Genomic DNA, 12,318 nt, shown 5'->3' with positions numbered 1-12,318 from the left:
TTTACTTGATATCCGATTTTTTAAATACGACATAACCAAGGATACATGCAAGCACAAAGTAAACTGCGCTAACGATGACTCCCTTGATGGCAAATGCAGGTTCACCGCTTAAGTAACCGAACGCCGAACTATAATATTGAGGGAAGAGCTCCAAGATAAAAGCTAATTTGCCTTCAGGGTAATTGCCCAGATAACCGACGATTACTTGTGACGCAATCATATAGCCGATGCCCAGCAGAATGGTCATACCCGTATTTCGACTAAGAAAGGCAATCAGATTAAATATGGCCCCCAATGCTAAATGATAGATCAGCTGCATGAAAAAATTCCATGATAAAAAGCGCAAATACGCTTCTAAAGCCATGTCGCCAAAACCAAAGGCCGAACCGTAACCCGCTGTAGCCGTAATACTGACAACGGCATATATGGCGGCGACGGCGATGCATACGGACAACTGCTTGGACAGAAATACGTGCAATCTGTTTTTACCAAGGGCAAGGACATTTCTCATTGTACCGTTCTGAAATTCTGAAGCAACAAAAAATCCGGTAAAAGCGGAGAACCATACTTGCAATACAAATGACTTGCTAGCCGGTACCAGGACGCCTGTCTGGCCCAGTATCTCATTATCATGTACGGAATACGCCGCCATAACTTGAATAAGGGTTTCCAGCAAGACGCCCGCAAGGATCAAGACAAGGATCTTCCCGCGCAGCAATTTGTACCATTCGGAGGCAATCAACGTTGTCATTGTTTCATCCCTCCGGTCAGATTCACAAAGTACTCCTCCAGCTTTTGTTCCGTGACACCGATGCTTTCTACGGTAACGCCATGTTGGACAAGCAGCGTGTTCATCTCACCCGTCCTGCTCATCTGCTCGCGAACCCAAAGCTCGCCTGCTGATACTGCCTGGCAGTCCGTTACACCGAAGTTCTCTTTTAAGAGAGCCATTGCCTTAGCCGAATCCTTCGTCACAATGCGAATATGCTGCCGGGTTTCAAGCGCCAATTGCTCCGCTGACAGTTGTTTGACAAGTCTTCCTTTATCAATTATCCCGTAATGAGTCGCAACCATCGCCAATTCGTCAAGCAGATGGCTGGAGATCAGCATCGTAAGCCCTCTTTCCTGTACGAGACGGCGAATCAGTTCCCTTGTCTCGATGATCCCCTTCGGGTCCAGTCCATTCGCCGGTTCATCCAGGATGAGAAATTCCGGATTCGTAATTAGAGCGATTGCGAGTGCCAGCCGTTGCTTCATGCCGAGGGAGAAGTTTTTGGCTTTCTTGCTGCCCGTACCAGCTAGTCCAACCACATCTAACGTTTTGTTCACCGCATTCTTATCAGGAACGCCGCTAATAATCCGTTGGATTTCGAGATTCTGTACCGCGGTCATGTTTGGGTAAATCGCCGGTGTCTCGATCGATTGCCCGATACGTCGCCTGCCAAGCTGCAACGCCTTTTCGCAGGTCTGCCCGAATAATTCCACCTCTCCGCCAGTAAGTGAGATTAAGCCGGTTACGGCCCTCATAAACGTTGTTTTTCCTGAGCCATTCAAGCCGATTAATCCGTAAATCTGACCTCGTTTGATTTCTACGCTCACATTTTGTATAGCGTAATCATCACCGTATTTTTTGCTAATGTCTCTAGTACGCAATACATATTCGCTCATATGCGTTTCTCCTTCATGACCTGAGTATGAGCATAGTTTACAACCTAAATAACCAAGAAAAAGTATAGCAAATATAAAGAAAGTATAAAGGGATTTCCCCGCTAAACAATCCATTATTCGAAAATTAAGCATTATAACATAGTCTCTATTGATCAACAAGAAAGAAATTATTCATCCCAATTATTCCAGTACGTTTATGATGCCCAAAACCCGCATGAACACTGACTTTTTCTAACCCTTTTATGTAATTGTCGCGTTTACATGCCAATTTTTGCAGGTTTTTTACTCCTCCGAAGGATCTTTATAATACAAGGGAGACGAACAACGAGGAGAGATGATCGATCATGAAAAAAGGCTTTAAAACAAAATTAGCCATGTTAATGTTAGCCGTCAGCTTACCTGCCACTTCCTTATTTGCAACTGCCAATGTCGATGCTGCCTCGGCATCCGTAACAGCGAAACAAAACAAAGTGGTTCAAACTGCACTCTCGCTGCAGAGCAAAGTACAATATGTGAACTGGAAACAAAGACAAGAAGTGAAGCCGCCTTACAAAACAGACTGCTCTGGATTCACATACCTAACTTATAGACTTGCCAATATTGGGGTATCGCTCGTAAACAAAGACGATGACGATCAAGCTAAAGTGGGCACGAAAGTATCGTGGAGCAATCTTCAGAAAGGCGATCTCGTATTTTTCTGGCTTAACAGCAAAAACAAAAGCGACGTTGGCCATGTAGGCATCTACATAGGCGATGGCAAAATGATTCACAATCTTACAGCAGAACGCGACGTAGTCATTACGAACATCTATACGAACAACTGGTACAAACAAAGATTTGTAGTCGCTAGACGCGTCATTAAATAAATGAAGCTGCTTCTAGAGGGGATTAACAATCAAGGATATCATCTATCAGGTCATCCAAATCCCCTCTAACTCTTTCCTTTCCTGTAATGCAAAGGTACATAACCGGTCACCGACTTGAATACTCTGCCAAAGTGAGTAACACTTCCGAAGCCTACTTTAGCGGCAATCATGCCTACTCTCATCCCAGATTGCTCAAGAAGCTTCTTCGCCTCCTTCACCCTGACGCTGTTCAAATACTCCACGAACGTGAAGCCGGTCGCCTCCTTGAAGGTACGGCTCAAATAATAAGGACTGACGTAAAATTTCTCAGCTAGCAAATGCAGCGACAGCTCCTGCCCATAATGGCTGTTGATATACTTTACAATATTCGAGATCGTTTCGTGCATGAGGCTTGGAGACTCCCAATGTCCCTTGTTGTCTTGCTTAACATGCCGGCAGCATATGATGAGAAGCTGTATAACCAACGTCTGCATATACATCTCAAAGCCCGGCTTCTGATCCTGCATCTCCTGCATGATCTGATGCGACAGCGACTTAATGGAGAGCTGATCGTGCAAGGAACATTTGATGACCATGTATTCTTTTGACAACAACGGCTGAAGCAGCTCCATATAAGAACGATTAACCGCTGCCATATAGCTCTCGGAAATATTCACGATAAGCCGCTCATGCTTAGGCATTGCCGCATTGATGGTGCGATGCAAAATATTCGGAGAGATAATAATGACATCCCCCTCATCAACCTGCATCGTTCGATCCTTAATAAAAAACTCCCGGTTGCCCGACATCAGATAAAAGATTTCATACGTACTGTGAAAATGGCTGATCGGCATATGATGGCTCAAAGCTTTCCGATACGACACCAAAAAGCTGCCCTCGCCGTTGTCATATAAAAAATCGTCCATGAAACGCCGCTCTCCTCCCCGCCAATTGTCTCTCTATTATACGATTTCAATTCATGGACGCAAGATATGAGAAGAAATAATCGATTTAAGCAAAAAATGTACATATTCATCATGCTACTATAGGTTTATAAATGGATGAAGGAGGCATACAGAAGATGAGCGCATCATCATCTAATGCGAAAGCGGAATTACACGCGGAACTGACTCCCATACAATGGGCCGAGAAAGCATGCGAGGCTTTAATGTTCAAATACGAGCCGGAGTCGCTGCCGCCCGATCGCTTTCATTATCATCAAGGCGTATTTCTGTCCGGCATGGAGAAATGTTGGCAGCAGACGAACAACCATCGCTATTACGAATATATTAAGCGCTGGGTGGACAGCCAAGTTCTTGAGGATGGCAGCTTCAAGAAACATAATCCTGATGAGTTGGACGATATTCAACCAGGTGTCCTGCTCTTTAACCTCTACGAGCGAACGAAAGATGAAAAGTACAAGAAAGCGCTATTCAACCTTGTTCCGCTGTTCAAGACATGGAAGACGAATCCGTCAGGAGGATTCTGGCACAAAGAACATTACCCGAATCAAATGTGGCTAGACAGCTTGTATATGGCCGGACCGATTGCTGTACAATTCGGGAAGACGTTCGGCGATAGCGAATATTTTGACATCATGTCTTTTCAGGCCTTCTTGATGGAGAAGCATACGAAGGATCCCGTCACCGGCCTGCTTTACCACGGCTGGGACGAAACCAAGTCCGCAAGCTGGGCTGACCCGGACACGGGCCAAGCTTCACAGTTCTGGGGACGCGCGATCGGCTGGTATCCCGTCGCACTGCTCGAAATCTTCGAGCATATGCCCGAGGACCATAAGGATAAAGCTGCGCTCATAACGATTGTGCAAGATCTGCTTATCGCACTGACTGCCTATCAGCATTCGGCAACCGGCTTATGGTATCAGGTGGTGGACAAAGGCGACCTGGCCGACAACTGGCTGGAAAACTCCTGTACCTCGTTGTACGTTCACGCGATTGCCAAGGCTGTGCGATTGGGTCATCTAGACACCAGCTACCTGCAATATGCATGGAAGGGATATCAAGGCGTCATCGATACGCTGAAATTCGACGAGAACGGCAATGTAATCATCGGTCAAATATGCATTGGTACGGGGATCGGCGATTATGCCCACTATATTGCCCGCCCGACCAGCGAGAATGACCTGCATGGCGCAGGCGCTTTCATTCTCATGTGCGTCGAGATGAACCTTGCTCAATCGGTTCAATAAACAAATAAGCTGAAACCCGCATATAGCGGGCTTCAGCTTTTTAATTTCACAATACAGTTACAAGGTCGCCATATCAATCACGAAGCGATAACGCACATCGCTGCGAAGGATGCGTCCGAAAGCTTCGTCTACTTGCTCTGCGCGAATAACTTCGATTTTCGGGACGATGCCATGCTGAGCGGAGAAATCAAGCATCTCCTGCGTTTCACGAATGCCGCCTACAAGCGAACCCGCTATGCTGCGGCGACTCATGATTAACGAGAACACTTGATACGAATCCGGCTCGGAGGGCGCTCCGACGTTGACGAGCGTTCCGTCAATTCGCAGCGTAGATAAGTACGCATCAACGTCCAAGTTTGCAGATACGGTATTAAGGATAAGGTCAAATCGGTTAGCAAGCTCAGCGAACACAGCTGAATCGCTTGTGGCATAATAATGATCTGCGCCGAGCTCCATCGCTTCGTCTCGTTTGGAATTGGACTGGCTGAGCACCGTTACCTCCGCTCCCAGTGCATGCGCGAACTGGACAGCAAGATGTCCAAGCCCGCCCATTCCTACGATGGCAACCTTCTTGCCCGGACCGACATTCCATTTTTTCAAAGGAGAGTACGTCGTAATGCCTGCGCATAATAGCGGACTGGCAACATCCAGGTCCAGCTTGTCAGGTATACGGACAACGAACTCTTCCTTTACGACGATATGCTCACTGTAACCGCCGTAGGTGAGATTGCCATCGTAGTCTAGTGAATTATACGAATTGATAACGCCTTTCGTGCAATATTGTTCTTCACCGCTTAAGCAATATTCGCATATGCCGCACGAATCAACGAAACATCCGACGCCAACGCGATCGCCGGGAGCAAATTTCGTTACGGCCGTTCCTACCTTCGTTACCACACCTGACATCTCATGTCCCGGAACCATAGGGAACATGCCGCCTCCCCATTCATCGTAAGCGCTATGGATGTCGGAGTGGCATATACCGCAATACTTGATATCGATTAAGACGTCGTTAGGCCGAAGCTCTCGCCGCTCGATCGTCGTTTTCTCAAAAGGCGCTTTTGCAGTTGGTACGCTTAATACATGGGTTTTGCACATATGGTTTTCTCTCCTTATCTATTTGTCCACTACTGCTTCTTGATACCGTTCAATTTTATAATCCAGCCGCTCCATCGTATTTTGCATATCTTCAATTCTCGAGTTTAGCAGCCTTCGTTGCTCAATAAGCAGCTCTTTCCTTGCCTCGAGCGTTTCATCCCCTTGTTGAAACAATGCCACGTACTCGATTAAAACCTCAACAGGCAGACCTGCGTTACGCATGCATTTAATGAATTCAACCCATCTGCAGTCTTCTTCGGTATAACTTCGGAATCCGCTTTTTTTGCGATTGACGCGCGGAATCAGACCTATTCGTTCATAATAACGGAGCGTATCCTGAGATAGCTCGAATTTGTCGCTCACTTCCGCAATGGTCAGCATGCGGGTTCACCTCCTTCATCTAACTAAAGCTGCCTGCCAGCCGACTACTGAAGTGTACACCTTGGAGTTAACTCCAAGTCAACACCTTCTTGAAAATACTTTATTACGAACTGCTTAATAGACGTATTGTTGATTAAAAGATACAGCGCTGATAAGATACTAGCATGATTAAAGTTGACCGCAAAATAGAAAATAAGGATGAGAATCGATGAAATCGGAGAACGACAAAATAGATCCTCGAATTAAACGGACGAGGAAAATGTTTAAGGAAGCGCTTATCGCATTAATTCAAGAAGATCCGGATAAGAACAAGCTGACCGTCCAAACGATCGCCGATCGGGCTGAATTGAACCGCGCAACGTTCTATTTGCATTACGACAGCATTGAGGATCTGATGGAGCACATGATTGAGGATGTGCTGGGTGAGATGTACCAGACGATTACAATCGAGGCGATCAAGAAGTCTCCCCCTCCCTCCTCGTCGCATCCGGCGCTTACTTCATTTTTGGAACACTTTTATCGCAATGCCGGATTATATACGGTAATGTTGGACAACAAAGCGTTCCACGATCGCGTGTTCGCTATGCTGATGGGCATTATCACGGAGTGGGGGGAGGAAAGAAGATCGAAAGGCAGACCATTCCATGTGCTTAACGAGGTTTTAGCCTCATCGACATTAGGAATCGTAACCTGGTGGCTGAAGGAAAAAACGCCGTACAGTCCTATCTATATGGCTAATCAAATTACGCAATTAGTCAAGGGCGAGAAATAAACAACTTGGCTAGTTTTCTAAATAGCCTGCATGAACTGACTATTATAGAGATCGCAGTAGACGCCCTGAAGCTCCAGCAGCTGTTCATGATTGCCTTGCTCGACAATCCGGCCTTGCTGTATGACGAGAATTCGGTCCGCATCCTGAATCGTACTTAATCGATGTGCGATCACAAAGCTGGTACGCCCTTTCATCAACGTTTTCATCGCTTGCTGGATATGCATTTCGGTACGCGTATCCACACTACTTGTCGCTTCGTCTAGAATGAGAAAGGCCGGATTGGCGAGAATCGCTCGCGCAATGGTCAGCAGTTGCCGTTGTCCATGGCTCAGATTGCCGCCTTCCGAGCTTAGCGTCGTGTCGTAACCGTGCGGTAGCCTGGTTATGAACCCTTCTGCATTCGCCAGCCTGGCAGCTTCCTCCACTTCCTTGTCGGATGCGTCCAGTCTTCCGAAGCGAATGTTATCCCGAACGGTCCCCGAGAATAAGTGCGCGTCCTGCAGCACCATCCCCATCTGACTGCGTAAAGCGTTTTTGTCCAGCATTCGGATATCATGGCCGTCAATAAGAATAGAGCCTCCGCTCAGCTCATAAAACCGAATCAGCAAATTAACGATGGTCGTCTTGCCGGCGCCCGTTGGACCGACGAGCGCTATTTTGTCGCCCGGCTTCGCATCGAAGGTTACTCCGCTCAGAATCGGAACGTCTGCTTTATAACCGAAAGATACATCGCGAAATGCAACTTCTCCAGTCAATCTTGGCAATTCCGTATGAGTAGATTGCTCGTATTCGGAAGACCTATCCATCACTTCAAATACCCTTTCAGCGCCAGCGATAGCCGACTGAATCAGATTGTATTGATTGGCAAGCTCCGAGATCGGTCTGCCGAATTGCCTCGAGTAGTTAAGGAAACTGACGATCACTCCTACCGTAGCCAGCTCGTGATAAGCCATCCAGCCGCCAACGCCGGCAATGATGGCGAAGCCGAGATTATTGATCATGTTCATGGCCGGACCTACGAGACCCGACATGATCTGCGCTCTGATACCAACCTTGTTCAACTCGCCGCTGATCGCCCGGAACCGTTTCACTTCAAGCTCTTCCCTGCGATATTGCTTAACTACCTTCTGTCCGCTGATCGTCTCCTCGATGTACCCGTTCAGTTCGCCCAAATGCCGCTGCTGCTTTTTGAAATATTGACTGCTGAGACCAATGATTTTGCGGCTGGCGATAAGGACTAGCGGAATCGTGATGAGCGATACAACGGTCAAGGGAACATTCAGCATGAGCATAATTACGAGTGAACCGCTTAGCGTAATCAGACTGTTCAGCAGCTGGGTCACGCTTTGATTCAGCGTATTGGACACGTTCTCGATGTCGTTCGTAGCCCGGCTCATGAGCTCCCCGTTCGCATGCGTGTCAAAAAAAGGAACCGGCAGCTCCTGATATTTGCCGAATAAATCACGACGCAGCTCGAATACCGTTTTCTGCGAAACGGAGGTCATAACATACGCTTGCACCCACGCAATGACGCTACCCAGCACATAAATACCTAGTATAAGCAAGCAATAACGGATGAGTCCGTCATAGTCGGCCGGTATGACCGCATGATCGATCGCTTGACCCATTAAGTACGGGCCGATCAAAGTAAGAATCGCACCCAATACGGTGAACACATACACGATCATTAGACCGGAACGCTGGCGATTCATATACGCCCAGATACGCTTGATCGTTGCTCCTCGATTTTTGGCGCGCGCCTTCGGTACGGGACCGCCGCGTCCTAGGCCCGGGCCATGACCTGGCATTCTTCCGAATAAATCTGTCGACCTGTTGGGAGATTCAGCATCCTTGCTCTTAGTTAGCATGGCCATACACCTCTTCCTCTCCTTTCAACTGTGATTGGCGAATATCCCGGTATATTTCGCTGCTATGCATTAATTGCTCATGCGAGCCTTGTGCAACGATCTTGCCGTTATCTAGCACTAATATACGGTCTGCGTCTATGACAGACGAAATCCGTTGCGTAATGATGATGTTGGTGCTGCGGCGTTGTTGCGATTTCATATGCTGCCGGAGCCTTGACTCCGTTGCCGCATCCAACGCGCTTGTGCTGTCATCCATAATCAGAATGGCTGGATCGCTTAAGAAAGCGCGCGCAATCGATAACCGCTGCTTCTGTCCGCCGGACAGATTGATGCCACGTTGACCGAGCAAAGTGTCATACCCTGCCGGAAGCTCAATGATGAAGTTATGGGCTTGTGCGGCTTGCGCGGCTTCCTCAACCTCTTGGTCTGTTGCATCGGGCCGTCCGTAACGTATATTATCGCGAATCGTGCCGCTGAACAGAATCGTTTGCTGCATGACGAATCCGATTCGGCTGCGCAAATGATCAAGGCTCATCGAACGCGTGTCTGTTCCGTCAATTGTAATCGAGCCGGAGGAGACGTCGTACAGCCGCGGAATGAGACTAACAAGCGTTGACTTGCCAGCTCCCGTAGCTCCCAATATCGCAACGGTTTCTCCAGGTTTCGCGGTGAAATCAATCCCTTCCAGCACGAGGTTCTCATCGCTCTGGTCATAGGCGAACGATACGTTATTGAATGCGATCTGTCCTGTGTGAATAGCGTCACCACTCGCATTTGAATTTTCCGTAATCTCGCTTACCGAAGCAAACACTTCGTTTTCCCGATAAGCGGAAACCTTCGCCCGCGAGACGAAAGTCAGCATCGTACTCAGCATGAGCATGGACATCAGCAACTGGGTAACATAATTAATGAAGGCGACCAGCTCACCGACCGTCAGCTTGCCGTTCCAACTCTGCAAGCCGCCGAACCATAGGACGGCAACAATGCTTGCGTTCAGCACAAGCATCATAAGCGGCATATTTAATGCCATTAATCGTACGGCTTTTATTGCAGTTTCTGTATAGTCCTTATTCGCTGCATTGAATCGCTGCTGTTCATGCTTGGCGCGGACGAATGCCTTAACGACACGGATACCTGTCAAATTTTCTTGCAGAACGACGTTAACCCCATCAAGCTTAGCCTGCATACGTTCAAACAAAGGAAAAGATAACCGGATGAGTCCAAATAAGATAATGAATAGAATCGGTACGGCGACAACGAGAATCTGGGCTAGCGATGGACTGATTCGGAAAACCATCACCAAGCTGCCAATGAAAAGCAGCGGAAACCGGATCATTCGAAGAATCATCTGCACGAATGTTTGCAACTGCACCACATCATTCGTTAAACGAGTGATTAGAGATCCCGTTTTCAACTGATCCAAATTCCGATTCGATAACGTCTGGATATGTTCAAACAACCGAATCCGCAAATCATTGCCGACATTTTGAGAGGCGATGCTGGAGAATATGGTGCAACCAACCCCGCCGATTAAACCGATTAAGGCAACGCCGACCATCAGCAATCCAGTCTTCATAATATGGGAAAGGTCATTACTCATAATTCCATTATCCACAATGCTTGCCATAAGTGACGGCTGCAGCAAATCCATTGCCACCTCGACAACCATCAGCAGCGGTGCTAATAAGCACCACAGCCAATACGGCTTCAAAAATCGCTTAAGCTTCCACATTCAGTCACCTTCATGCCCTTTCATCGTTTGGATTCACATCAGCAGCCTGCTCTTCAGCTGCAGTCTCATGGAGCTGGAACATATGAATAAACTCATCCATAATCGATTCTGTTGCCTTTAACTCACCGCTAATGACGCCCTTAATGCTTTCAAGCTCAGGGTCGTTCAACTGGCGCTTAAGCGTCGCTTGATTTACCTGAAGCTTCTCCAGAAAGGCGAGTGCTCTGCCTCTCCGGAACGTTTGAGCGCTCTTGTGGTGATGATGGCCGTGTTCCCGGTGCTCTCCATGCTCCCGATGACCGTGTCTGCCTCTATGTCCATGTCCTTCACGCATTGTGATTCCTCCTCATCGTTGTGTTATGTATACAGATGTATACAACTCATTTTATGTATACAAATGTATACAATTCGATCGATTGATGTCAAGCTTTTGATTGGGATCCAAACAACAAATAAGCCGCTCAATCCAGAGCGGCTTATTTGTTAGCAGTTATTTCCGATATTATCCAACGGGTTGCGCGGACATTTTATTTTTCACGAATTTGACGAACAGATAGCGAACCAGCGGTCCCATAACGATGAGCTGGAGCGGAAGAGCAATTACATAATTGTGCCAAACATTCGACACATAGCTTTGGAATAATGAATGCCCGTGTAATTGGTCAGCAAAATATGCCATTGCTAGACCAAATAAAGACATGCACAGCACCATGCCGCTTACCATAAAGAAGGCTAACGAAACGATCACAAGCACCTTATTGGATTTGTCATAAGGCAAGGAGAAGGCAATCTTCTTGGCAATCGGACCTACCACAAACCATTCAATTATGAATGCGACAATAAAACCTAAAACAAGTTGCATGATAACGCCTGTGAATGAAATCGTCCCAATCAGATCATTCCGAATCAAATTGTAACTCGTCATGAATATGACCATCCCGATGCACATCATCATCCCGAAATAAAAATTTTCTCTTTTTGTTTCTGGCACTCTCTATCATCCTCTCTTTTACTTTACCCATTATAAAAAAAGAGGAAGTGTCCGCATAAGTGAACAGTTTGTGAACTTTTCATGTCTACCAATACATATCAACTTGCCTATTCAAAGGTTAGCCCCTTCTGCTGCAGCTTCAAGGAATAGGTGAGCTGCTCGCTCATGGATTCCGGGCTGCGGGCAAAGCCTTCCATGCTCCATTGAATGAGCAACCCCATAATCGCATTCGCTTGATAGGTAACCATCATGGAAATGTCTCCTTCAGCGACTTTAGCAATCGGGGAACTGTCCGTGATGAGGCTTTTGATTTTGTCCAGCAAAGAATAATAGTAAGACAACGATGATTTTTTGTCAAAAACGATCTCGTAAAACGGCTGATATTTTTTCACATGGTGAAAGATCCGAATCGTCGAAGGATCAAGCCCTCTCGAAATGAGATCCGGCACAAGCCGGTAAGGCTCATAGAAAGACTCCTCCAGATCCTTAAGCAAATGATGGAGATGCTCGTCGAATAATGCTCCCACGTCCTTATAATGCAAATAAAACGTTCCTCTATTCACGGCTGCCTCCCTGCATAAGGTGGAGACGGAGATCGATTCGAGCGCTTTGGATTTCAATAATGCCAGCAGCGCTTGATGCAGCGCTTTTTTTGTCTTAATGACTCTTAGGTCGTTCTCGTTCATTTCCTCTGTTCCCCTCTTATCATGCAAAGCTATTATTCGTTTATGATACGATTTCATACTTATCTGTT

At 47.0% G+C, this 12,318-nt stretch carries 13 protein-coding genes; 3 read left to right on the top strand and 10 right to left on the bottom strand.

Going from position 1 to position 12,318, the window contains the following annotated elements:
• Position 1: 1 nt before the first annotated feature.
• On the bottom strand, positions 2–751 hold the full coding sequence (locus AC0YN0_RS07995; protein ID WP_475820732.1) for an ABC transporter permease: 750 nt from the start codon (positions 749–751) through the stop codon (positions 2–4).
• Entirely contained in the window at positions 748–1,668 is a 921-nt protein-coding gene (locus tag AC0YN0_RS07990) for an ATP-binding cassette domain-containing protein (protein WP_475820731.1), read from the bottom strand. The genes AC0YN0_RS07995 and AC0YN0_RS07990 overlap by 4 nt, the downstream gene beginning before the upstream one ends.
• A 344-nt stretch (positions 1,669–2,012) precedes the next feature.
• On the opposite strand from AC0YN0_RS07990, the gene AC0YN0_RS07985 reads away from it, so the two are divergent.
• A complete protein-coding gene (locus tag AC0YN0_RS07985; protein ID WP_442049025.1) occupies positions 2,013–2,534 on the top strand; it encodes a C40 family peptidase in 522 nt (173 codons plus the stop codon).
• 65 nt (positions 2,535–2,599) lie between these two features.
• On the opposite strand, the gene AC0YN0_RS07980 is transcribed toward AC0YN0_RS07985, so the two are convergent.
• Positions 2,600–3,439: a helix-turn-helix domain-containing protein gene (locus AC0YN0_RS07980; RefSeq protein ID WP_475820730.1), complete on the bottom strand. Its 840-nt coding sequence runs from the start codon at positions 3,437–3,439 to the stop codon at positions 2,600–2,602.
• 155 nt (positions 3,440–3,594) lie between these two features.
• Between AC0YN0_RS07980 and AC0YN0_RS07975 the strand changes: the two genes are divergently transcribed.
• Complete coding sequence (locus tag AC0YN0_RS07975) at positions 3,595–4,722, top strand: glycoside hydrolase family 88/105 protein (protein ID WP_475820729.1); 1,128 nt, start codon at positions 3,595–3,597, stop codon at positions 4,720–4,722.
• A 57-nt stretch (positions 4,723–4,779) separates the two neighbouring features.
• Here the strand turns inward: AC0YN0_RS07975 and AC0YN0_RS07970 are convergent, their stop codons facing one another.
• Together AC0YN0_RS07970 and AC0YN0_RS07965 are read right to left on the bottom strand one after the other, a co-directional pair.
• A complete protein-coding gene (locus AC0YN0_RS07970; protein WP_475820728.1) occupies positions 4,780–5,820 on the bottom strand; it encodes an NAD(P)-dependent alcohol dehydrogenase in 1,041 nt (346 codons plus the stop codon).
• Positions 5,821–5,838: 18 nt separating this feature from the next.
• The gene (locus tag AC0YN0_RS07965; protein WP_475820727.1) at positions 5,839–6,201 is read right to left on the bottom strand and encodes a MerR family transcriptional regulator; all 363 of its coding nucleotides are present in this window, start codon (positions 6,199–6,201) and stop codon (positions 5,839–5,841) included.
• A gap of 208 nt (positions 6,202–6,409) precedes the next feature.
• Between AC0YN0_RS07965 and AC0YN0_RS07960 the strand changes: the two genes are divergently transcribed.
• Complete coding sequence (locus AC0YN0_RS07960) at positions 6,410–6,973, top strand: TetR/AcrR family transcriptional regulator (RefSeq protein ID WP_475820726.1); 564 nt, start codon at positions 6,410–6,412, stop codon at positions 6,971–6,973.
• Between the two features lie 17 nt (positions 6,974–6,990).
• Here the strand turns inward: AC0YN0_RS07960 and AC0YN0_RS07955 are convergent, their stop codons facing one another.
• The 5 genes from AC0YN0_RS07955 to AC0YN0_RS07935 form a co-directional block, all read right to left on the bottom strand.
• Positions 6,991–8,847, bottom strand: coding sequence for an ABC transporter ATP-binding protein (locus tag AC0YN0_RS07955; protein ID WP_475820725.1), 1,857 nt, complete (start codon positions 8,845–8,847; stop codon positions 6,991–6,993).
• Positions 8,831–10,573 (bottom strand): ABC transporter ATP-binding protein, encoded by a 1,743-nt coding sequence (locus tag AC0YN0_RS07950; protein ID WP_475820724.1) that lies wholly within the window; start codon positions 10,571–10,573, stop codon positions 8,831–8,833. Before AC0YN0_RS07950 ends, AC0YN0_RS07955 begins: the two co-directional genes overlap by 17 nt.
• Before the next feature lie 10 nt (positions 10,574–10,583).
• Entirely contained in the window at positions 10,584–10,907 is a 324-nt protein-coding gene (locus AC0YN0_RS07945; protein WP_475820723.1) for a hypothetical protein, read from the bottom strand.
• 168 nt (positions 10,908–11,075) lie between these two features.
• On the bottom strand, positions 11,076–11,564 hold the full coding sequence (locus tag AC0YN0_RS07940; RefSeq protein WP_475820722.1) for a DUF2798 domain-containing protein: 489 nt from the start codon (positions 11,562–11,564) through the stop codon (positions 11,076–11,078).
• Between the two features lie 107 nt (positions 11,565–11,671).
• Entirely contained in the window at positions 11,672–12,250 is a 579-nt protein-coding gene (locus tag AC0YN0_RS07935; RefSeq protein WP_442049034.1) for a TetR/AcrR family transcriptional regulator, read from the bottom strand.
• Positions 12,251–12,318: the final 68 nt, after the last annotated feature.

The sequence above is a fragment of the Paenibacillus sp. J22P218 genome, from assembly GCF_056269195.1.
The sequence above is the reverse complement of the archived record's forward strand: the minus strand, read 5'-3'. Positions and strand labels throughout refer to the sequence as shown.

Coding starts and splice junctions, on each gene's coding strand:
- AC0YN0_RS07995 (WP_475820732.1), bottom strand. CDS start 751: ATGACAACGTTGATTGCCTCCGAATGGTACAAATTGCTGCGCGGGAAG.
- AC0YN0_RS07990 (WP_475820731.1), bottom strand. CDS start 1,668: ATGAGCGAATATGTATTGCGTACTAGAGACATTAGCAAAAAATACGGT.
- AC0YN0_RS07985 (WP_442049025.1), top strand. CDS start 2,013: ATGAAAAAAGGCTTTAAAACAAAATTAGCCATGTTAATGTTAGCCGTC.
- AC0YN0_RS07980 (WP_475820730.1), bottom strand. CDS start 3,439: ATGGACGATTTTTTATATGACAACGGCGAGGGCAGCTTTTTGGTGTCG.
- AC0YN0_RS07975 (WP_475820729.1), top strand. CDS start 3,595: ATGAGCGCATCATCATCTAATGCGAAAGCGGAATTACACGCGGAACTG.
- AC0YN0_RS07970 (WP_475820728.1), bottom strand. CDS start 5,820: ATGTGCAAAACCCATGTATTAAGCGTACCAACTGCAAAAGCGCCTTTT.
- AC0YN0_RS07965 (WP_475820727.1), bottom strand. CDS start 6,201: ATGCTGACCATTGCGGAAGTGAGCGACAAATTCGAGCTATCTCAGGAT.
- AC0YN0_RS07960 (WP_475820726.1), top strand. CDS start 6,410: ATGAAATCGGAGAACGACAAAATAGATCCTCGAATTAAACGGACGAGG.
- AC0YN0_RS07955 (WP_475820725.1), bottom strand. CDS start 8,847: ATGGCCATGCTAACTAAGAGCAAGGATGCTGAATCTCCCAACAGGTCG.
- AC0YN0_RS07950 (WP_475820724.1), bottom strand. CDS start 10,573: ATGTGGAAGCTTAAGCGATTTTTGAAGCCGTATTGGCTGTGGTGCTTA.
- AC0YN0_RS07945 (WP_475820723.1), bottom strand. CDS start 10,907: ATGCGTGAAGGACATGGACATAGAGGCAGACACGGTCATCGGGAGCAT.
- AC0YN0_RS07935 (WP_442049034.1), bottom strand. CDS start 12,250: ATGAACGAGAACGACCTAAGAGTCATTAAGACAAAAAAAGCGCTGCAT.